The sequence below is a fragment of the Nocardioides nitrophenolicus genome (assembly GCF_016907515.1).
GTDB lineage: Bacteria > Actinomycetota > Actinomycetes > Propionibacteriales > Nocardioidaceae > Nocardioides > Nocardioides nitrophenolicus.
Genome location: NZ_JAFBBY010000001.1, coordinates 2,122,407 through 2,142,656, shown reverse-complemented (window position 1 = coordinate 2,142,656; position 20,250 = coordinate 2,122,407). Strand labels below are relative to the sequence as shown.

Sequence of the window (20,250 nt, the reverse complement as noted above, 5' to 3'; positions counted from 1 at the left end):
GCGGAGCGCCGCCATCGCTCGGCTCACAGTCCCCGAGGGTGCGACGAGAGCCAGTCGGAATGGCGTTCCTTGAGCGTGTCGCGCTCGGCGGCCGTCGGAAGCAGGACGTCGGCGCCACCGTCGTACGGACAGTAGAGCCAGGCGAGGTTGGGAGCGCCGAAGATGACGCCGCACTCATCATCTGCCACGGCCGTCAGGAGCGAGTCCATCTCCTTGTCCGCCAGTCCCGACGCTGCCCAGAAGTAGTTCCGGCCGGTGTCAGGATCGTCGTCGGCCAGACCGCTGCGCCACGGCCAAGCGCCGGGCAGTCGGTGCTTCGACCAGCCCGCGGCCGGGTCTTGCCAGTGCCAGTCGGCCGCGATGACGTGCAACGTCTGGAAGTCCTCCGAACCGTGAAGCTCATGAAGGACGGTGCGATGACGCCGCAGGATCTCGTCGTACTCGGCCGCGTTCTCGGCGTACCGCTTCGACTCGGGGAGGCTGTGGAAGCGGACCCACCGGTCGGCGTACTCGACACGCAGGACGTGGCCGAGCGGGTCGGCTCCGAGCCACGAGCGTTCCCACAGGTCGGTCAGCTCTGCCGCACGGGCGCTGACCTCGCCTTGCTTGAACGCGCCGTGGTGTCCGCGCGCTCGGCGCCAGTGGCTCTTCGTGGCCCACCTCAGCTTGGACCACCGGAACCCGACTCGGCCGCGCAGCGAATCGACGGCGGCGGGCAGGGGCACGCCGGACAGGGTACGACCACGTAGCCACCGGATGCTTGGCAAAATCGTGGCGGCCGACCCGCCAGCGGCCGTTAGCGATCAACACACCGACGATCACGTCTCCGCAGGGCAGCAGCGCTGAGGCACTTCCGTCGCATTGCCCGGGCCGATCGGGGTACCCCCGGGAGGACCGAGTCCCGAGACCCAGGAGCAGCGCGATGACCGCATCGAAGAACGTGGTGGAGCTGTTGACCGACCAGCACCGCCACATCGAGAAGCTCTTCGATGAGGTGCACTCGACCACCGACGCCGACGAGCGGACCCGGGCGTTCGACGAGCTGCGGCGGATGCTGTCGGTCCACGAGGCCGCCGAGGAGATCGTGACCCACCCGAACGCCACCCGGCACGGGAACGGCGACGTGGTCGAGGCGCGGCAGGCGGAGGAGCATGAGGCGAAGAAGCTGCTGTCTTCGCTCGACGGGATGGACACCACGTCGCCGCACTTCGCCGCCGGCCTCGCCCGGCTGCGCGAGTCGGTCCTCGCACACGCGCGGAACGAGGAGGAGCTGGAGTTCCCGCTCCTCCTTGCCGAGGCCTCCCCGGAGGAGCTGGAGAAGATGGGCTCCGCGGTGCTTGCCGTGGAGAAGGTGGCGCCGACCCATCCGCACCCGAGGGCGGGCGAGTCCGCCGTGGTCAACGCGACCGTCGGCCCGCTCGCCGCGCTCCTCGACAAGGTGCGCGACGCCGCCCGCTCGGCGATGTCCTGACCCGCTCTCCGCCGACCCGGCGCGAACTTGCGCCGGGTCGGCGCCCACCCGGCGCAACTTTCTGCCGGGTCGGCTAGCTCGGTCGCCGCCCACCCGCGGGCCCGGGAGCGGGGGTCGACCGGCCCCACCCGGTGTCCTCGGTGAGCTTGTGGAGCAGCGGCTGCACCCGGAAGGGCACGGGGGTGGCGACCGAGAAGGTGGAGTTCGTCTTGCGGACCCCCTCGATGCCGACGATGGAGGCGGTGAGGACCTGGAGGGCCTCCAGGGAGCTGATCGCGACGTGGACCAGGATGTCCTCGCGGCCGGCCTGGATCTTCACCTCGATCACCTCGGGGAGCTGGGCCAGGCCGCGCACGATCGGGCCGAGCAGGCGCTGGTCGAGCTCGACGCTGACCAGCGCCTCGACCGGCATCCCGATCGCCGCCAGGTCGATCACGGGGCGGAAGCCCTTGAGGATCCCGTGGTCCACCAGCCGGGTCATCCGCTGCTGGACGGTGTTGCGGCTGACGCTCAGCCGCTCGGCCATCTCGGCGACGCCCATCCGGGCGTCGTCGGTCAGCAGCCGGAGGATCTCGGCGTCCAGGCGATCGATGGTTGGCATGGTGACAGCCTCCGCGCGTCTCGTGGGTGCTTAGTGGTGCGTTGTGCATAGTTGTGCGGCCATCTATTGACCGGCTGAGCGACAACCCGGGAATCTTCTCATCGAAATGCCCAGTGCGATCCACTGGGACTGACGGAACGACGAGCCACGAGCCACGTCGTGCACTTCGAAGAGGGCTTCCACCATGAGCACAGAAGTACAAGAACGCCAGGTCCAGCGCCTCGGGGTCTTCGAGCGCAATGACGACCTGCGGGACGCCGAGCACGAGCAGGTCGTCTTCTGCCGCGACCGGCGCACCGGCCTGCGGGCGATCATCGCGCTGCACGACACGACGCTCGGCCCCGGCCTCGGGGGCACCCGGTTCTTCCCGTACCAGCAGGAGTCCGACGCCCTGACCGACGTGCTGCGGCTCTCCGAGGGGATGACCCACAAGGCGGCCGTCGCGGGGATGCCGCTCGGGGGCGCCAAGGCCGTCATCATCGGCGACCCGGCGACCACGCGCACCGAGGAGCTGCTCGAGGCGTACGGACGCTTCGTCGAGTCCCTGGCCGGTCGCTACTACACCGCCGCGGACGTGGGTACGACGACCGACGACCTCGACGTGATCGGGCGCACCAGCCGCTACGTCGTCGGACGCAGCGTCGGCGCCGGAGGCTCGGGGGACAGCGGCCGCTCGACCGCGCTGGGGGTGTTCAGCGCCCTCACCGCCGCGGCGACGCTGACCTGGGGCGAGAGCGGTGTCGCCGACCGCCGGGTCGGGGTCGAGGGGGTCGGGAAGGTCGGCCGGCACCTGGTCGAGATGCTCCTCGACGCGGGTGCCCGGGTCGTGGTGAGCGACCCGCGCCCGGACGCGCTCGACGGCATCGGTGCGCGCTCCGCCGCCGTGGAGCGGGTCTCGTCGGTGCTCGACGAGAGCCTGGACGTCTATGCGCCGTGCGCGCTCGGCGCCAGCCTCACGCCGCGGACGGCGGAGACGCTGTCGGCGCGCGTCGTGTGCGGTGCGGCCAACAACCAGCTGCTCCACCGCGGCGTGGCGGAGCTGCTGCGGCAGCGTCGTATCCAGTGGGTGCCCGACTACGTCGCGAACGCGGGCGGCCTGATCCAGGTGGGCAGCGAGCTGACCGCCGCCACACCCGCCGAGGTCGAGGCCAAGGTACGACGGGTGGCGGACACCACCCGCGAGATCCTCCACCTCGCGGTCGACCAGGACGTCACCACCTGGGAGGCGGCCCGGCGGGTCGTCGCCGGCCGCCTCGACGCGGCGCGGGAGTCCGACCGGCAGGAGCAGCGATGACCCTCACCGTGCCCCCGCCCACCGCCCTCGCCACCGTGCTCGAGGCGCGCCAGGACGACCCGCGCGCCACCCCGCCGCTCCAGCTGATCGACGAGGCCGGCGAGCCGACCGCGCTCGGCGTGCAGGTCGGGATCGACGTCGACCTCGCCCAGGAGATGCACGCCGACATGGTGCTCGCGCGCCGGCTCGACTCCGAGGCGCTCGCGCTGCAGCGCCAGGGCGAGCTGCACCTGTGGCTGATGAGCTGGGGCCAGGAGGCGGCCCAGGTCGGATCGGTGCGCGCCGTGCGCGACACCGACATGATCTTCCCGAGCTACCGCGAGCACGCCGTCGCCCTGTGCCGGCGGATCGCGCCGGCCGACATCATGCGCCAGTGGCGCGGGGTGTCCCACTCCGGCTGGGACCCGGCCGAGTCGAAGGTGCACATCAACTCCCTGGTGCTCGGCACCCAGACCCTGCACGCGACCGGGTACGCCGCCGGCGTACGCATGGACGGGGCCGACGAGGTGGTCCTCACCTACTTCGGCGACGGTGCGGCGAGCCAGGGCGACGTCAACGAGGCGCTCAACTGGGCCGCGGCCTCGTCGCTGCCGGTGCTCTTCTTCTGCCAGAACAACCAGTGGGCGATCTCGACCCCCACCGACACCCAGATGCGGACCCCGCTCCACGTGCGCGCGGCGGGCTTCGGCGTGACCGGCTACCACGTCGACGGCAACGACGCGATGGCCGTGCACGCCGTGACCCGGTACGCCGCGGAGCAGGTCCGCCGAGGCGTCGGCCCGGCGCTGGTCGAGGCGCGGACCTACCGGCTCGCCGGTCACTCCAGCTCCGACGACCCGCAGCGCTACCGCACCGACGACGAGCAGCAGCAGTGGCTGGCCAAGGACCCCGTCGTCCGCCTGGAGCGCTTCCTGCGCGGAGTAGGCGTGGAGGAGGCGCACTTCGCGGATCTCGCGGCCCGCGCCGACGCCTTCGCGGCGACCGTCCGGGAGCAGTGCCGGGCGCTGCACGGCGAGGACCTCGCGTCGGTGTTCGACCAGACCTACGCCGAGCCCCATCCGGTCATGGCCGAGGAGCGGGCCGCGTTCGTGGCTCGCCGTGATCGGGCGGTGGCCTGAGATGGCGACCAGGTACTCGCTCGGCGCGGCGATCAACGCCGGCCTGCGCGCGGCCATGGCCCACGACGACAAGGTCGTGGTGATGGGCGAGGACGTCGGCACCCTCGGCGGCGTCTTCCGGGTGACCGACGGCCTGGCGGCCGAGTTCGGCGCCGACCGGGTCGTCGACACCCCGCTCGCCGAGTCCGGCATCGTCGGCACCGCCATCGGCCTGGCGCTGCGCGGCTACCGGCCGGTCTGCGAGATCCAGTTCGACGGCTTCGTCTATCCCGCGTTCGACCAGATCGTCAGCCAGCTCGCCAAGATGCGCGCCCGCTCGCAGGGCCGGCTGGCGCTGCCGATCGTGATCCGGATCCCGGTGGGGGGCGGGATCGGGGCCGTCGAGCACCACTCGGAGTCCAACGAGGCCTACTTCGCGCACACGGCCGGACTGCGGGTGGTGTCGTGCGCCAACCCCGACGACGCCTTCCACATGATCCAGCAGGCGATCGCCTCCGACGACCCGGTCGTCTTCTACGAGCCCAAGCGGCGCTACTGGGACAAGGGCGAGGTCGAGGACGAGCCGACCCGCTCGCTGCACGAGGCCGCCGTGCTGCGGGACGGCAGCGACTGCACGCTCGTGGCCCACGGGCCGACCGTGGCCACCGCCCTCGCCGCCGCCGACGCGGCCCGCGAGGACGGCTTCTCCGTCGGCGTCGTCGACCTGCGCACGCTCTCGCCGCTGGACGTCGCCACGCTGCGCAAGGTGGCCGCCGAGTCGCACCGGGTGGTCGTCGTCCACGAGGCGTCGACCTTCCTCGGCATCGGCGCCGAGATCGCCGCCACGATCACCGAGTCGTGCTTCTACGACCTCGAGGCCCCCGTGCTGCGGGTCGGCGCCTACAACCTGCCGTACCCGCCCGCGCACCTGGAGAGCGACTTCCTGCCGGACGTCGACCGCGTGCTCGAGGCCGTCGAGACCAGCCTCAACTTCTAGGAGATCCGTACCGTGCTCGACTTCAAGCTTCCCGACGTCGGCGAGGGACTGACCGAGGCCGACATCCTGGCGTGGCACGTCGGCGTCGGCGACGTCGTCGAGGTCAACCAGCCGCTCGTCGAGATCGAGACGGCGAAGTCGGTCGTGGAGCTGCCGTCGCCGGCGGCGGGCACCATCACCGCGCTGCACGTCGAGGTCGGGCAGACCGTCGCCGTCGGCACCGTCATCGTCAGCATCGCCGACGGCTCCGAGGCCGACGCGGAGGTAGGCGCCGACGAGGAGCAGCCGCTTGTGCTGGTCGGGACCGGGCCGGCCCCGGCCGTCGCCCGGACCCGGCGGCTGTCCCGCCGGCCGGAGGCCCCGGCGCCCACTCCTGAGCCCGTCACCTCGTCACCCGCGCCGCAGTCCGCGCCCCGGGCCAAGCCGCCCGTGCGCTTCCTCGCCCGCCAGCTGGGCGTCGACCTGGCGACGGTGCGGCCCTCGGACAGCGAGGTCATCTCCCGCGCCGATGTCGAGGCAGCCGCAACCACCCCCGTCGTCGTGACGGCGTCCGACCGCGAGGTCCGTACGCCGATCAAGGGGGTGCGCAAGGCGACCGCCGCGGCGATGACGGCCTCGGCGTTCACGGCCCCGCACGTGACCGAGTTCCTGACCGTCGACGTCACCGAGACGATGAACCTGCTCGCGCGGCTCAAGGCCGACCGGCGCTGGAGCGGCGTCCGGCTGACCCCGCTGGTCCTGGTCGCCAAGGCGCTGCTGCTCACCATCCGTCAGTACCCGGGCATCAACGCCCGGTGGGACGAGACCGCGCAGGAGATCGTCGAGCCGAGGTACGTGAACCTCGGCCTGGCGGCCGCCACGCCCCGCGGCCTGATCGTGCCCAATGTCAAGGACGCCGACCGGATGGCGCTGCGCGAGCTCGCCGAGGCGATCGAGGACCTGGTCACCACGGCCCGCGCCGGCAAGACCTCGCCGGAGCAGATGGCGCGCGGCACCATCACGATCACCAACATCGGCGCCCTCGGCGTCGACACCGGTACGCCGATCCTCAACCCGGGCGAGGCCGCCATCCTCGCGTTCGGCAACGTCCGTGACATGCCGTGGGTCGTCGACGGCCGGATCGAGGTCCGCAAGGTCACCCAGCTCGCGCTGTCCTTCGACCACCGCCTGGTCGACGGCGAGCTCGGCTCCAACGTCCTGGCGACGCTGGGCCGGCTGCTCGCCGACCCCAGCGAGGCCTTCGCGCTGGCATGAGCCCGGTGACGCTGACGGTCTACGCGCGCGCGGACCTCGCGGTGTGCTCGCGGGTGCTGCAGACGCTCACGGTGCGTCAGTACGCCGTGGCGCGGCTGGTCGCGGACCTCGACGCCTTCGACCACCGCGAGGTGCCGGGCCTGGAGCGGGTCCCGGGGCCGGTGATGCGGATCGGCGTGGAGCTGGCCGGGACGCACGAGAGCGACCTCGACCGCGCCCACCGGCTGCTCGACCGGATCCTCGACGTCTACCGGGTCGAGCGGACCGTCCCTGCCCGGGCGTCCGAGACCCTCCCCGCCCACCATCACTGAGAGGCCAGTCATGACCACCACCACCTTCGACGTCGTCGTCCTCGGCGGGGGGAGCGGCGGATACGCGACCGCGCTCCGCGCGAGCCAGCTCGGCCTGAGCGTCGCTCTGGTCGAGAAGGACCGGCTGGGCGGCACCTGCCTGCACCGCGGCTGCATCCCGACGAAGGCGCTGCTGCATGCCGCCGAGGTGGCCGACGCCGCGCGCGAGGCGACGGCCTTCGGCGTCCGGGCGACGCTGGACGGCATCGACCTGCCGGGCGTGCACGCGTACCAGGACGCCGTCGTCGGCCGGCTGTACCAGGGCCTGCAGGGGCTGGTGAAGTCCGCCGGCGTCGTGCTGGTCGAGGGCGCCGGCCGGCTCGCGGAGGCGCTGCCCGAGGGAGGCGGCGTCGTCGAGGTCGCCGGCGACCGGTACCAGGGCCGCCACGTGGTGCTCGCGACCGGCTCCTTCGCGCGTACCCTGCCCGGACTGGAGATCGGGGGCCGGGTGATCACCTCCGACGAGGCGCTGCGGCTGCCCGAGCTGCCCGAGCGCGCCGTCGTCATCGGCGGCTCGGTGATCGGCGTCGAGCTCGCCAGCGTGTGGCGCTCGTTCGGCGTCGAGGTGACCGTGGTCGAGGCGCTGCCGACCCTGGTGCCGCTGGAGGACCCGGCCCTGTCCCGCCAACTCGAGCGGGCCTTCCGCAAGCGCGGCATCGCCTTCCGCACCGGCATCCGTACGACGGGCGTCGAGCAGGGCGCGGACGGCGCGACGGTCACCCTCGAGGACGGCTCGTCCCTCGACGCCGACGTGGTGCTGGTCGCCGTCGGACGCGCGCCCCGCACGGCGGATCTCGGCTTCGCCGAGGCCGGGGTCCGGCTCGACCGCGGCTGGGTGGTGACCGACGAGAGGCTCGCGACCGGCGTACCGGGCATCTACGCCGTGGGCGACCTCGTCCCCGGCCTGCAGCTGGCCCACCGCGGCTTCGCCCACGGCATCTTCGTGGCCGAGGAGATCGCCGGCCTGGCCCCGCAGCCGGTCCGGGACCTCACCATCCCCCGGGTCACCTACTGCGAGCCCGAGCTCGCCAGCGTCGGGCTCACCGAGCCCCAGGCGCGCGAGCAGTACGGCGCCGACGCGGTCGAGGTCGCCGACTACAACCTCGGCGGCAACGGCCGCAGCCAGATCCTGCGGACCACCGGCAGCGTCAAGCTGGTGCGGGTCAAGGACGGTCCGGTCGTCGGCATCCACATGATCGGCAGCCGGATGGGCGAGCAGGTCGGCGAGGCGGCGCTCATCGTCGGGTGGGACGCGCACCCCGAGGACGTGGCCGCCCTGATCCACGCGCACCCGACCCAGAACGAGGCGCTGGGCGAGGCCGCCCTGGTGCTGGCGGGCAAACCGCTGCACGCGCACGCCTGAGGGCCGGGGCTGCGGGCGGCCTACCATGAGCGCGTCGCCACAGGGGAAGGAGCGGCCATGGCCGAGGACGAGCTGCAGGCCATCGTCGACGAGCTCGCCGAGCGGCTGGAGCGCTCGGTGGCGATCGACGATCCCGGCATCCGGCTGCTGGCCGCGAGCCGGCACTTCGGCGACGAGGACCCGGTGCGGATCGACTCGGTCCTCAACCGGACCGTGCCGCCCGAGATCGTCGAGCAGATCCTGACCCACGGGGTGGCCCAGTGGACCGAGCCGGGCCGGCTCGAGCTGGGCATGCACGACGCCACGCCCCGGCTCTGCGCGCCCGTGCGCTGCCAGGGTCAGCTGCTCGGCTACCTGTGGCTGCTCGACCGCGGCGGCACGCTCAGCGACGCCGACGTCGCCGCGGCGGTCGAGGCCGCCGAGCGGGCCGGCACCGTGCTGTACCGCAGGCTGCTGGTGCGCCAGCGCTCGCAGGCCCGGCACGAGTCCATCCTGCGCGACCTGGTCTCGCCCGACACGATGATCCGGTCGCAGGCGATCGACGACCTGCGCGCGGAGGAGCTGTTCCCCGACAGCCCGCTCCACCTCGCCGTGCTGGCAGTGCAGTGCCTGCCCGACGGCGAGCCGCTCGCCGAGCGGGAGGTCGAGCTCGAGGCGGCGGTCGAGGAGGGCAGCCGGGCGGTCCCCGATGTCGCGCTGCTCGCGACGAACCCGTCCCGGGCCTGGCTCCTGCTCGCCCTGCGGCGGCCACCGACCCGGGAGCTCGTGGACGCCGTCACCGACCGGATCGCGATCCGGTTCAAGCACCTCACCCGCGGCCGGTCCACCCTGGTCTTCGGCCTGGGACCGACCGTCGAGCGGCTCGACGAGGTCGCCGACTCGTATCGCAAGGCGGTCCGCGCCGCCCGCACGGCGGTGCTCGTGCCCGGCGTCGGCACCATCGCGCGGTGGGGCGAGCTCGGACCCTACGAGCTCCTGGTCACCCTCGCCCCCGACGACCTGGCCGAGGCCGCGCGCACCCCGGACCTCGTCGCCCTCGAGGAGGCCGACGTGCACGGCGTCCTGATCGCCACTCTCACCACCTTCTTCGACCTCGGCGGCAGCGCCCAGGAGGCCGCCGACGCGCTGTGCATCCACCGCGCGACGCTCTACCAGCGGCTCCGGCGGATCGAGCAGGTCACCGGGCGCAGCCTCCAGGACGGGGACGACCGGCTCGCCCTCCATCTCGGCCTGAAGCTGCGCGCCCTCGCGCTCGCGTTCCGGGTCAACGCCGACTGCCACGGCTGACGCCGTCCGGTCCGGGAGAGCGGCCCGGACGCTATCGACGTCTGTCGACGAAGTACCCCCTCGAACAGCGACAGGCGGCGCTATCTGGCCCCCGCACGGGCGCCAATACTGGCCCGACCGCGCCGGCGGATCCCGCCGCCCGCTCCATCCTTCGCTGAAAGAGGGCCCCGCTGATCATGTCCATCCGTGACCAGGCTGTTCGCGTCCTGCCCCTGCTCCTCGCCGCCGGCGCCCTCGCGGCGTGCGGGGACGCCGCCGATCCCGCCGGCTCCGGTGACTACGTCGATGGAGCGACGTTCACGCTGGCCACCCTGGCGGATCCGGGGAATCTCGACCCGCAGGCCTCGTTCGTCGCGACCGAGATCGGCAGCTTCGCCTATGACACCCTCGTCGGGGTCGACCCCAAGGGCACCATCCAGCCGCAGCTCGCCTCGTCGTGGGAGGTCACCGACCAGGCGATCACCTTCCAGCTGCGCGACGACGTGACCTGCTCGGACGGCTCGGCGTTCGACGCGCAGACCGTGGTCGACAACATCGCCTACGTCGCCGACATCGCGAACGCCAGCCCGTTCCGCGGCGTGTACGTCCCCGCCGACGCCACCGCCAGCGCCTCGGGATCGACGGTCACCGTCGCGCTGCCCTCGCCGGCGCCCTTCGTCCTCGAGGGCTTCGCCCACCTGCCGATGGTGTGCCGGTCGGGGATGAAGGACCGCGACAGCCTCAAGGCCGGCACCGCCGGGACCGGGCCGTTCACGGTGACCGAGTCGGTGCCGGGCGACCACTACACCCTCGCCGTGCGCAAGGACTACGCCTGGGGCCCGGGCGGCGCGACGACGTCGGCGACCGGTACCCCGTCGTCCGTCGTGTTCAAGGTGGTGGCCAACGAGTCGACGGCCACTAACCTGATCCTCAGCGGCCAGGCCAACGCGGCGGCCTTCCTCGGGCGCGACGGCGACCGGCTCGCGAAGCGGGGCATCGAGGCCGTCGAGACCCACAGCGCCTACGCCCAGCAGTGGTACAACCAGGCTCCGGGCCGGGTCGCCAGCGACCCGGTGGTCCGTACGGCGCTCACCCAGGCGCTCGACCTGGCCGAGCTGCGGCAGGTGATCACGTCCGGCCGGGGCAGTACCCCGACCGCGCTGGCCGTGTACGACCCCGGCGTCTGCGGTGGCGACACCGTCGCGGGGAATCTGCCGGCCACCGATCCGGCGGCCGCCGCCGAGGCGCTGGCCGCGGACGGCTGGACCAAGAACGGCGACGGTGTGCTCACCAAGGACGGCCAGAAGCTGGCACTGACCTTCGTCTACAGCAGCCAGGGACCCGGGCAGACCGCGGCGGCCGAGCTGGTGGTCGCGGCCTGGGAGAAGCTGGGCGTCGAGGTCGACGCCAGGGCCCTGGACATCACCGAGCACACCGCGGCGCTCTTCCAGACCGGCGACTGGGATGTCACCTGGTCCTCGCCGAAGGCCCCGAACCCGCTCGTGCTGATGCCCTTCGTGACCGGCCCCTCGCCGGCCCACGGTGGAAACAACTTCGGGTCCGTCGCCAACCCCGACTACGACGAGCACGCCCAGGCCGCACTGGCCGAGATCGGCGACGCCAGCTGCCCCGAGTGGGAGGCGGCCGAGGCCGCGCTCTTCCAGAGCGCCGACGTGGTGCCCTTCGCTAATGTCACCGTGCAGACCTTCCACGAGGACGCCGAGCTCGAGCGGGCGGGCAACCTCATCGTGCCGACGAGCATCAGGATGCTGGGCTGATCCGGTGAGCGTGGCGGTGGCGACGGCCCAGCCGTCGGCCCGGCGGCCGAGCGCGCGCTGGCGCAGGTTCGCCCTGCGCCGGGCGCGGCGGCTGCTGGTGTCCCTGTGGATCCTGGTGACGGCGTCCTTCCTGATGATCCAGCTGGTCCCCGGCGACCCGGTGCGGGCCGCGCTCGGCACCAGCGCGCCCCCCGAGCTGGTCGCGACGAGGCGGGAACAGCTGGGACTCGACGAGCCGTTGCTGCGCCAGTACCTGACCTACCTCGGCGGCCTGCTCCGCGGGGACCTGGGGGAGTCGATCCTCACCCAGCTCTCGGTGGCCGACACCATCGGGCAGCGACTGCTGGCCACGCTCTCGCTCGCGCTGCCGGCCTTCGTGATCACCTTCGCGATCGCGGTACCGGTGGGCGTCGCGATGGCGGTCGCGACCCGGCGGGGCCGGCGGCGGCGTACCGAGCTCGGCTTCGTGGGAGCCAGCATCGTGCTCGGCTCGATCCCCGAGTTCGTGCTCTGCGTCGCGCTGGTCGCGGTGTTCGCCGTCGACCTCGGCTTGGTCCCGGCCGCCGGCCGGAGCGGGCTCGACTCGTACCTGCTGCCGGTGCTGGCCCTCGCCGTAGGGCCGTCGGCGGTGCTGGCGCGGATCGTGCGGGTCGAGATGCTGGCGGTGCTGGACGCCGACTACGTGCGGACCGCTCGCGCAAAGCGGCTGAGCGCGCTGCGGATCAACCTGCGCCACGCGCTGCCCAATGCCGTCACCGCCACGCTCACGCTGAGCGGCCTGATGCTCGCCAGCATGGTGGCCGGCACCGTCCTGGTCGAGAACGTCTTCGCCTGGCCCGGCCTGGGCGGCACCATCGTCTCCTCGATCCAGAGTCGGGACTATCCCCTGGTGCAGGGCGCCGTCCTCGTCTACGGCGCGATCGCGCTCACGGTCAACACCCTGGTCGACGTGGGCATCGCCGCCATCGACCCCCGTTCCGCGATCGGAGACTCCTGATGCGCCGCCACCGTCCCGAGGTGCTGCGCACCCCCGTCGGCATCGCCGGGGTCGGGCTGCTGACGCTCCTCGCGCTTCTCGCCGTCCTCGCGCCGCTGCTCTGGGGTGACCGGGCGACGCAGACCGACACCGGCAACATGCTCGCCGGGCCGTCGGCCGAGCACTGGGCGGGCACCGACAATCTCGGCCGCGACATCTTTCTCCGCACCCTCGTGGCGACCCGGCTCTCGCTCGTGCTCACCCTGGCGGCCACCGCCTTCGGCGTCGCGCTCGGTCTCCTGCTCGGCCTTGCGCCGCTGCTCCTCCCGCGTCGGCTGGGGCGGCCCGTGGTCGCCTTGGTCAACCTGCTCCTGGGCTTCCCGAGCCTGCTGATGGTGCTCTTCCTCGCGGTCATCCTCGGCGTCAGCACGACCAGCGCGCTGCTGGCCATCGGCATCGCGATCGCGCCCCCCTTCGCCCGGCTCGTCCACGCCCTGGGCGCGGGCGTCGCCGAGCGGGACTTCGTGGCCGCGGCGCGGATCGCCGGCGTCCATCCCGGCCGGATCCTGGTGCGGCACGTGCTGCCCAATGTCGCGGAGCCGCTGGTGGTCAACGCGACCGTCACGGCGAGCAGCGTGCTCCTCGCCTTCGGTGGCCTGTCCTTCCTCGGCATCGGCGTGCAGGCGCCGCAGTACGACTGGGGACGGCTGATGCAGGACGGGCTCGCGATCATCTACGACAACCCGCTCGCGGCCCTGGTCCCGGCGGTCGCCTTCGTGCTGACCGGGCTGGCGTTCAACCTGACCGGAGAGGCCGCTGCCGGCACCTTCGGCGCGAAGTCCCGGATCCGATCGACCTGGCCGTCGGGCCGGACCGGCTCGGCGCGAGCGAGCGCCGGGGCCGACGGGGCGGGCGCGGACGCCGACTTGGTGCTCGACGTCCGGGACCTCGAGGTCGCGTTCCCCGGCCCACGCGGGCCGATCCGCCCGGTGCGCGGCGTCTCGCTGACCCTGCGGGCGGGCGAGGCCGTCGGTGTGGTGGGGGAGTCCGGATCCGGGAAGTCGATGACCGCGCTCGCCGTCGCGCAGCTCGTCGAGGAGCCCGGGCGGGTCGGCGCCGAACGGCTCGCCTTCTGCGGGACCGAGCTCCGCTCGGGCCGGCGCGCCGGCCACGACGCGCTGCTCGGGACCTCCCTCGCCGTCGTCTTCCAGGACCCGATGACCTCGCTCAACCCGGTGCTGCGGATCGGGAGCCAGCTCGGCGAGGCGGTACGCCGCCACCAGGGACTCGGCCGGCGGCAGGCCTCGGCGCGGGCCGCGGACCGGCTCCGCGCCGTGCACCTGACCGATCCCGAGCGTCGCCTCCGGCAGTACCCCCACGAGCTCTCGGGCGGCATGCGGCAGCGCGCCATGATCGCGATGGGCATCATGGGCACCCCACGGCTGATCGTGGCGGACGAGCCGACCACCGCGCTCGACATGACCGTGCAGCGGCAGGTGCTCGACGTGCTGCAGGAGGTCCGGCGCGAGCACGACACGGCGCTGCTCCTGATCAGCCATGACGTCTCGGTCGTGTCGAGCGTCTGCGACCGCGTGCTGGTGATGTACGCCGGCCGGATCGTGGAGGACCTGCCGGCCGCGGACCTGCATGCCCGGGCTCGGCATCCCTACACCCGGGCGCTGATCGGCGCGGTCCCGGACCTGACGACCGACCTCGACGTCCCGCTCGCCACCATCCCCGGACATCCGGTGGATCCGCAGCACGTGCCGGACGGCTGCGCGTTCGCCGCGCGCTGCCCGATGGCGAGCGAGCGTTGCCGTCAGGAGGAACCACCGCTGGCGGTCGGCCCGACCGGGGCGGTGGCGTGCTGGCACGCCGACGCCGCCCGTCCCGTCCCCGCAGAGAAGGTGGCGCTGCGATGAGCCGCCTCGAGTTCGACGACGTCACGGTCCGCTACGGTCAGCACCCCGTGCTCGACCGGGTGAGCCTGAGCGTCCCCGAGCACCAGATCATGGGGCTCGTCGGCGAGTCCGGCTCCGGGAAGTCCACCCTGGCCCGCGCCGCGGTCGGGCTGGTGCCGCTCGCGGGAGGGCGGGTCCTGCTCGACGGGCAGCCGGTCCGCCACCGGGGCCGGCGGCGACCCGTGCAGATGGTCTTCCAGGACCCGTTCTCCTCCCTCGACCCACGGCTGAGTGTCGGGCGGAGCATCGCCGAGGCCCTTCCCGAGCGGCTCCGGCGAGCGCCTCTGCGGGCCGAGATCGCGCGGCTGCTCGAGCTGGTCCACCTGGACCCGGTGCGCGCCGCCGACGCGCCGGGCCGCCTGTCCGGGGGCCAGCGGCAACGGGTGGCGATCGCCCGCGCCCTCGCGGGGCGACCCGACGTCGTGCTGGCCGACGAGATCACCTCGGCGCTCGACGTGTCCGTCCAGGGAGCGATCCTCAACCTGGTGCGGGAGATGCAGCGCGAGACCGGGCTGACGGTGCTCTTCATCTCCCACAACCTCGCCGTGGTGCGCTATGTCGCCACCCACGTCGCCGTGATGGCCGGTGGCCGGATCGTGGAGCAGGGCCCGACGGCGCAGGTCTTCTCCAGGCCCGCGTCCGCCTACACGCGGGAGCTGCTCGCCTCGATCCCCGGGCCGGCCAGCGGCAACGCGACATAGGTCGAGAGACCTCCGCCGAGATCACGACAGATGACTACTGCCGTCTCCGCCCGGGACGGGCAAGGTTGCGTCGACCGGGACACCGACCGGGACCAGCGAGGTCCCACGAGTCCCGGTCGACGTGAGGCAGCGAAGGGAAAGCCCGTGAGTGTTCAGAGAACAGCCCCGCCACAGGCCGTCGTGGGTGGGACCAGCCTGCGCCGGACGGTGGTCGCGGCGTCGATCGGGAACTTCGTGGAGTGGTACGAGTTCGCGGTCTACGGCGTGGTCGCCGCCTACCTCTCGAAGGCGATGTTCCCCGCCGACGACCCGACGGCCGCCATGCTGAACACCTGGGCGGCGTACGGCGTCTCCTTCCTCGTGCGCCCGGTCGGCGGGGTGATCCTGGCCCGGCTCGGCGACCGCTACGGCCGGCGCCACATCCTCTACGTCACGATCACGCTGATGTCCGTCGCGACCTTCTGCGTGGCCCTGATCCCGTCGTACGCCGCGATCGGGATCGCCGCGCCGGTGCTGCTGATCTGCGCCCGCATCGCCCAGGGCATCGCGGCCGGCGGTGAGCTGGCCGGCGCCGCCGCATTCCTCTACGAGCACGCGCCGGCGGAGCGGCGGGCCAGGATGGTCAGCTTCCTCGGCGTCAGCACGTTCTGCTCGATCGTCCTGGGCTCGCTGCTGGGCACCCTGCTGACCCTGGTGCTGCCGGCCGCCGAGATGCAGTCCTGGGGCTGGCGCGTGGTCTTCGCGACGGCACTTCCGCTCGGCTTCATCGGCCTCTACATCAGGCGCTCCCTCCAGGAGACCCCCGAGTTCCAGCAGCTGCACGTGGAGCGGGACGTCCCGACAGCCCCGAGCCCCGAGCCCTTCTGGCCGGCCATGCGCGCGAACGGCCGCGCGATCCTGCTGTACCTGGGCTTCGGCACGTTCTACTCGATCGCCGTCTACGTCAGCGTCGCCGCCTATCTCGCGTTCATGCTCGCCAACGGCTTCTCGGAGAAGGAGGCGCTGACGATCAACACCATCGCGGGCCTGGTCATCATCGCCGGGATCCTGCTCACGGGTGGTCTGGCCGACCGCGTCGGGCGCAGGCCGATCCTGATCGCTGGGGCGGGCGCGATGGCGGTGGGCGTGGTGCCGACCTTCCTGCTGGGCTCCACCGGCACCTTCGCCTGGGGTCTGCTCGGGGCGCTGATCTTCGCGCTGCCGCTGTCGGCGTTCATCACCCCGGCCGTGATCAACGTGGTGGAGCTGTTCCCGGCGAAGGTCCGGGTCACGGCGGGTGCCGCGGCCTACAACCTCACCGTCATCATCGGCGGTTTCATGCCCTTCGTCGCGGTGTGGCTGACCGACGCGACCGGCTCCCACCTGGCCTTCCCGGCCTTCGTCGCGGCGACCGCGCTGGTCGCTCTCGCGGTGGTGCTGGTTTGGTACCGTGAGCCGCCGGCCGATCCCGCATCGAGCGAGCTGGGAGACGAGTGGCGATGACGCAGATCATTCTCGAGAACGCCCGGATCTTCGACGGCAGCTCCGGCGAGTGCCCCGAGGGCATGAGCGTCCTCATCGCGGACGGAACCATCCGCGAGATCTCCGATCGTCCGCTCCACTCCGACGCGGCGCAGCGGATCGATGTCGCCGGCAAGACGCTGATGCCGGGCCTGATCGACCTGCACGTGCACTCCTACTTCTCCGACCTCGACCCCCGCGTGCTCAACGACCGCGACGCGCCGTACCGCACCGCCTATGCGATCCGGAAGCTCGGCCATGCACTCGACAGCGGGTTCACCACGGTGCGTGACATCGGCGGCGGCGACTACCCGCTGGCGGCCGCCATCGCCGACGGCCTGGTCCGGGCGCCGCGCTTCTTCTACGCCGGCAAGATCCTGTCGATGACCGGCGGTCACGTCGACTACCGCACGCCCAACGAGAAGCATCACACCCACGGCTACTGCTCGTGCGTGACGATGAACTGGGCCGGCGTGATCGCCGACGGCGTCGACGAGTGCATCAAGGCGACCCGCGAGGAGCTGCGCCGGGGCGCGCACTGCATCAAGATCGTCGCCTCCGGCGGCGTGATGTCGCCGAGCGACCCGATCTGGATGAACCAGTTCCGCGAGGACGAGATCCGCGCGATCGTCCAGGAGTGCGTCGAACGGCGCACCTACGTCTCCGCGCACTGCCTGACCAGCGAGTCGACGCGCCGTTCGGTCGAGTTCGGGGTGCGCTGCATCGAGCACGCCGCGCTCATCGACGCCGAGACCGCCGCCTTCGTCGCGGAGCGGGGCGCATTCGTCGTGCCCACCATGGTCTGCCTCTTCTCGCTCGTCGAGCAGGGGCTCGAGATGGGCCTGCCGAGCGACCGGATGGACAACCTGCACGCGGTCTACGAGGACGCGATGGCCGGGCTGGACGTGATCCGCGACGCCGGCGTCAAGGTCGGCTTCGGCACCGACCTGCTCGCCGGCTTCTATCCCCAGCAGAGCCGGGAGTTCCAGATCCGGCGCGAGGTGTTCACGCCGCTGGAGATCCTGCGCCAGGCCACCTCGGTCGGGGCCGAGGTCCTGATGCAGGAGGGCCGGCTCGGCTGCGTGCGGCCGGACGCGTACGCCGACCTGATCGTCGTCGACGGCGACCCGCTGGCCGACATCGGCCTGCTCGCCGCGGGCGGCCACCACCTCGATCTGATCGTCCGTGGCGGAGAGATCGTCAAGGACCGGCTGAGCTGACCTGACGCCGACCCGGACCGGCCCGCCTCCCCGCGCCGGCCCGTGGCTCGGCGTACCCAACGACCCGAGGAGGAAGCATGAGCGAGCAGACAGAGAACGACCAGGACGCGACGAGCCGGACCGCGCCCGCGATGAGCGCCGACCAGGTGTTCGGCGCGACCGAGTACTTCGAGCTGGACTCGGCGTCCGTGGGCGCCCGGTTCGCGATCTGGGTGACCACCTCGCCGACGTACGCCCAGGACGAGGAGGCGACCTACCCGGCCCTCTACGTGACCGACGGCAACTACAGCGTCGGCCAGACCGCGCCGCTGGCCGTGATGCAGGGCGATCCCGCGCTGCCGATCGCGCCCTACCTGCAGGTGACCGTGGGCTACGCCGGGGCGGACGCCCAGGACTGGTCCCGGGTGCGCAACCGCGACCTGGTGCCGCCGGGCGAGCCGGTCCCGCCGGCGATGCGCGGCTCCTTGGACCTCGCGGTGGAGAAGGGGCTGATGACGCGGGCCGACGCCGACGCCTATCTCGCCGACCTGGCGAACACCCGGGCCGACGCCTTCCTCGCCTTCCTCACCGACGAGCTCCATCCGGAGATCAGTCGTCGCTACCGGGTCGCCGAGGAGGGCCACGGGCTGTTCGGCTACTCCTACGGCGGCCTCTTCTCGCTCTACGCCCTGCTCACCGGCTGCTCGCTGTTCACGGCCTACGGCGCGGGCAGCCCCGGCGTCGCCTCGCTCGACAGCACGGCGCTCGCGCTCGCCGAGAAGCCGCTCGACCTGACCGGCAAGCGACTCCACCTGACGATCAACGGGCCCGAGATGACCGGAGAGCTGGCCATCTATCGCACGATCGGGCGCGGGTTCACCGCGCTGGTCGACACGCTGCGCTCCGCCGAGTCGGGTCTCGCGCTGACCACGCAGGTGCTCGGCGAGACCCATCTGACCGGACTCCAGCCCGCCTTCCTCAGCTTCATGCGCACCTGCTGGTCGAGTCCGGCGTGATGCTGGTCGAACGCCTGCGGGAGCGGATCCCCGCCGATCGGATCCAGCTCGACCCCGCGGTGACCGCGAGCTATGCGCACGACGAGGCCGAGTGGGCGCCCCACGGGACGCCCCTCGTCCTGGTCCGGCCGCGCACCGCCGAGGAGGTCCAGGAGGTGGTGCGCGCCTGCATCGAGTACGGCGTGCCCGTCGTGCCCCGCGGAGCGGGCACCGGTCTGTCCGGCGGAGCCAACGCGGTCGACGGATGCGTCATCCTGTCGACCGAGGCGATGACGGCGATCACCGAGATCGATCCGGTGGAGCGGCTGGCCGTGGTGCAGCCGGGTGTCGTCAACGACCACCTGCGCAGCGCCTGCGCAGAGCACGGACTGTGGTATCCGCCCGACCCCGCGTCCGCGCCCTGGTCCACGATCGGCGGCAATGTCGCGACCAACGCGGGCGGCCTGTGCTGCGTGAAGTACGGCGTCACGGCCGACTACGTGCTCGGGCTGCAGGTCGTGACCGGGACCGGCGAGCTGGTCCGGCTCGGCCGGCGTACGGCGAAGGGGGTCGCGGGCTATGACCTCGCCCGGCTGCTCGTCGGTTCGGAGGGGACGCTCGGCGTGATCACCGAGGTCACCGTCCGGCTGCGCCCCCAGCGACCGCCGGAGCGCACCGTCGCCGGGTACTTCTCCTCGATCGTCGACGCCGGACGCGCCGTCACGGCCGTGGGCGCGGCGGGCATCGTCCCGTCGGCGTTGGAGCTGGTCGACCGGCACTGCCTGGAGGCCGTCGACCGGTGGAAGAAGATGGACCTGGCGGTCGAGGCGGACGTGATCCTGCTGGCGCGCTGCGACCTGCCCGGCGCGGCCGGCGACGACGAGGCCGAGGCGATTCGCGCGTGCTTCGAGGCGGCCGGCGCGACCTGGGCGGCGCGGTCGACCGACCAGGCGGAGGCCGACGCGCTCTTCGACGCCCGGCGGCTCGCCTATCCGGCGCTGGAGCGGCTGGGACCGGTGCTGACCGAGGACGTCTGCGTGCCCAAGGCGGCGGTCCCGGAGATGCTCGCCCGGATCGAGGCGATCGGGAAGCGGCACCAGACGCTGATCGCCAACATCGCGCACGCCGGCGACGGCAACCTGCACCCGCTCCTGATCACGCCGCGCGGGGACGACGAGGCCCGCGAGCGGGCGCAGCGCGCCTTCCGGGAGATCATCGACGAGGCGATCGCCCTCGGCGGCACGGTGACCGGGGAGCACGGCATCGGCCTGCTCAAGATGGACGGCCTCACCCAGGAGCTGTCCGCGGAGGTCCTGGACCTGCACCGCGCGGTGAAGGCCGCGCTCGATCCGCACGGGATCCTCAATCCCGGCAAGGTGATCGCCGCCGACCGCGGCTGACCCCGGGCCCCCGGCCCAGCACCCCCGAGGCACGACCCCATCCGGGT

18 protein-coding genes are annotated in these 20,250 nt (G+C 72.6%); 16 read left to right on the top strand and 2 right to left on the bottom strand.

Annotated features, from left to right (window positions below):
• Positions 1 to 23: 23 nt before the first annotated feature.
• On the bottom strand, positions 24 to 725 hold the full coding sequence (locus JOD66_RS10435) for a DUF3885 domain-containing protein (RefSeq protein ID WP_204836807.1): 702 nt from the start codon (positions 723 to 725) through the stop codon (positions 24 to 26).
• Between the two features lie 197 nt (positions 726 to 922).
• On the opposite strand from JOD66_RS10435, the gene JOD66_RS10430 reads away from it, so the two are divergent.
• Entirely contained in the window at positions 923 to 1,471 is a 549-nt protein-coding gene (locus JOD66_RS10430) for a hemerythrin domain-containing protein (RefSeq protein WP_204836806.1), read from the top strand.
• A gap of 73 nt (positions 1,472 to 1,544) precedes the next feature.
• On the opposite strand, the gene JOD66_RS10425 is transcribed toward JOD66_RS10430, so the two are convergent.
• Positions 1,545 to 2,072, bottom strand: coding sequence for an Lrp/AsnC family transcriptional regulator (locus JOD66_RS10425; RefSeq protein ID WP_204836805.1), 528 nt, complete (start codon positions 2,070 to 2,072; stop codon positions 1,545 to 1,547).
• A gap of 184 nt (positions 2,073 to 2,256) precedes the next feature.
• Between JOD66_RS10425 and JOD66_RS10420 the strand changes: the two genes are divergently transcribed.
• From JOD66_RS10420 to JOD66_RS10350, 15 genes are all read left to right on the top strand, one after another.
• Complete coding sequence (locus JOD66_RS10420; RefSeq protein WP_204836804.1) at positions 2,257 to 3,366, top strand: Glu/Leu/Phe/Val dehydrogenase dimerization domain-containing protein; 1,110 nt, start codon at positions 2,257 to 2,259, stop codon at positions 3,364 to 3,366.
• A complete protein-coding gene (locus JOD66_RS10415) occupies positions 3,363 to 4,484 on the top strand; it encodes a thiamine pyrophosphate-dependent enzyme (RefSeq protein ID WP_204836803.1) in 1,122 nt (373 codons plus the stop codon). The genes JOD66_RS10420 and JOD66_RS10415 overlap by 4 nt, the downstream gene beginning before the upstream one ends.
• 1 nt (position 4,485) lies before the next feature.
• A complete protein-coding gene (locus JOD66_RS10410) occupies positions 4,486 to 5,460 on the top strand; it encodes an alpha-ketoacid dehydrogenase subunit beta (protein WP_204836802.1) in 975 nt (324 codons plus the stop codon).
• A 12-nt stretch (positions 5,461 to 5,472) separates the two neighbouring features.
• Positions 5,473 to 6,714 carry a dihydrolipoamide acetyltransferase family protein gene (locus tag JOD66_RS10405; RefSeq protein WP_204836801.1) on the top strand — a complete coding sequence of 414 codons (1,242 nt, stop codon included), beginning with the start codon at positions 5,473 to 5,475 and terminating at the stop codon, positions 6,712 to 6,714.
• Entirely contained in the window at positions 6,711 to 7,025 is a 315-nt protein-coding gene (locus JOD66_RS10400; RefSeq protein WP_204836800.1) for a hypothetical protein, read from the top strand. Before JOD66_RS10405 ends, JOD66_RS10400 begins: the two co-directional genes overlap by 4 nt.
• A 10-nt stretch (positions 7,026 to 7,035) precedes the next feature.
• On the top strand, positions 7,036 to 8,427 hold the full coding sequence (lpdA, locus tag JOD66_RS10395) for a dihydrolipoyl dehydrogenase (protein ID WP_204836799.1): 1,392 nt from the start codon (positions 7,036 to 7,038) through the stop codon (positions 8,425 to 8,427).
• 57 nt (positions 8,428 to 8,484) lie between these two features.
• The gene (locus JOD66_RS10390; RefSeq protein WP_204836798.1) at positions 8,485 to 9,714 is read left to right on the top strand and encodes a PucR family transcriptional regulator; all 1,230 of its coding nucleotides are present in this window, start codon (positions 8,485 to 8,487) and stop codon (positions 9,712 to 9,714) included.
• Positions 9,715 to 9,890: 176 nt separating this feature from the next.
• Positions 9,891 to 11,471: an ABC transporter substrate-binding protein gene (locus tag JOD66_RS10385; protein WP_204836797.1), complete on the top strand. Its 1,581-nt coding sequence runs from the start codon at positions 9,891 to 9,893 to the stop codon at positions 11,469 to 11,471.
• A 4-nt stretch (positions 11,472 to 11,475) separates the two neighbouring features.
• On the top strand, positions 11,476 to 12,468 hold the full coding sequence (locus JOD66_RS10380; protein WP_307823423.1) for an ABC transporter permease: 993 nt from the start codon (positions 11,476 to 11,478) through the stop codon (positions 12,466 to 12,468).
• Positions 12,468 to 14,369, top strand: a complete 1,902-nt coding sequence (locus tag JOD66_RS10375) for a dipeptide/oligopeptide/nickel ABC transporter permease/ATP-binding protein (protein WP_204836795.1) — start codon at positions 12,468 to 12,470, stop codon at positions 14,367 to 14,369. Before JOD66_RS10380 ends, JOD66_RS10375 begins: the two co-directional genes overlap by 1 nt.
• A complete protein-coding gene (locus tag JOD66_RS10370; protein WP_204836794.1) occupies positions 14,366 to 15,109 on the top strand; it encodes an ABC transporter ATP-binding protein in 744 nt (247 codons plus the stop codon). Before JOD66_RS10375 ends, JOD66_RS10370 begins: the two co-directional genes overlap by 4 nt.
• Before the next feature lie 180 nt (positions 15,110 to 15,289).
• The gene (locus JOD66_RS10365; protein WP_204836793.1) at positions 15,290 to 16,591 is read left to right on the top strand and encodes an MFS transporter; all 1,302 of its coding nucleotides are present in this window, start codon (positions 15,290 to 15,292) and stop codon (positions 16,589 to 16,591) included.
• On the top strand, positions 16,588 to 17,829 hold the full coding sequence (locus tag JOD66_RS10360; protein WP_204836792.1) for a metal-dependent hydrolase family protein: 1,242 nt from the start codon (positions 16,588 to 16,590) through the stop codon (positions 17,827 to 17,829). Before JOD66_RS10365 ends, JOD66_RS10360 begins: the two co-directional genes overlap by 4 nt.
• Before the next feature lie 77 nt (positions 17,830 to 17,906).
• Entirely contained in the window at positions 17,907 to 18,824 is a 918-nt protein-coding gene (locus tag JOD66_RS10355; RefSeq protein WP_239545183.1) for an alpha/beta hydrolase, read from the top strand.
• Positions 18,824 to 20,203 carry an FAD-binding oxidoreductase gene (locus JOD66_RS10350; protein ID WP_204836791.1) on the top strand — a complete coding sequence of 460 codons (1,380 nt, stop codon included), beginning with the start codon at positions 18,824 to 18,826 and terminating at the stop codon, positions 20,201 to 20,203. Before JOD66_RS10355 ends, JOD66_RS10350 begins: the two co-directional genes overlap by 1 nt.
• Positions 20,204 to 20,250: the final 47 nt, after the last annotated feature.

Bases quoted from the DNA above. Each gene is read 5' to 3' on its own strand.
- lpdA (WP_204836799.1), top strand. From the start codon at position 7,036: ATGACCACCACCACCTTCGACGTCGTCGTCCTCGGCGGGGGGAGCGGC.
- JOD66_RS10415 (WP_204836803.1), top strand. From the start codon at position 3,363: ATGACCCTCACCGTGCCCCCGCCCACCGCCCTCGCCACCGTGCTCGAG.
- JOD66_RS10430 (WP_204836806.1), top strand. From the start codon at position 923: ATGACCGCATCGAAGAACGTGGTGGAGCTGTTGACCGACCAGCACCGC.
- JOD66_RS10385 (WP_204836797.1), top strand. From the start codon at position 9,891: ATGTCCATCCGTGACCAGGCTGTTCGCGTCCTGCCCCTGCTCCTCGCC.
- JOD66_RS10410 (WP_204836802.1), top strand. From the start codon at position 4,486: ATGGCGACCAGGTACTCGCTCGGCGCGGCGATCAACGCCGGCCTGCGC.
- JOD66_RS10375 (WP_204836795.1), top strand. From the start codon at position 12,468: ATGCGCCGCCACCGTCCCGAGGTGCTGCGCACCCCCGTCGGCATCGCC.
- JOD66_RS10420 (WP_204836804.1), top strand. From the start codon at position 2,257: ATGAGCACAGAAGTACAAGAACGCCAGGTCCAGCGCCTCGGGGTCTTC.
- JOD66_RS10355 (WP_239545183.1), top strand. From the start codon at position 17,907: ATGAGCGAGCAGACAGAGAACGACCAGGACGCGACGAGCCGGACCGCG.
- JOD66_RS10400 (WP_204836800.1), top strand. From the start codon at position 6,711: ATGAGCCCGGTGACGCTGACGGTCTACGCGCGCGCGGACCTCGCGGTG.
- JOD66_RS10425 (WP_204836805.1), bottom strand. From the start codon at position 2,072: ATGCCAACCATCGATCGCCTGGACGCCGAGATCCTCCGGCTGCTGACC.
- JOD66_RS10360 (WP_204836792.1), top strand. From the start codon at position 16,588: ATGACGCAGATCATTCTCGAGAACGCCCGGATCTTCGACGGCAGCTCC.
- JOD66_RS10350 (WP_204836791.1), top strand. From the start codon at position 18,824: ATGCTGGTCGAACGCCTGCGGGAGCGGATCCCCGCCGATCGGATCCAG.
- JOD66_RS10390 (WP_204836798.1), top strand. From the start codon at position 8,485: ATGGCCGAGGACGAGCTGCAGGCCATCGTCGACGAGCTCGCCGAGCGG.
- JOD66_RS10370 (WP_204836794.1), top strand. From the start codon at position 14,366: ATGAGCCGCCTCGAGTTCGACGACGTCACGGTCCGCTACGGTCAGCAC.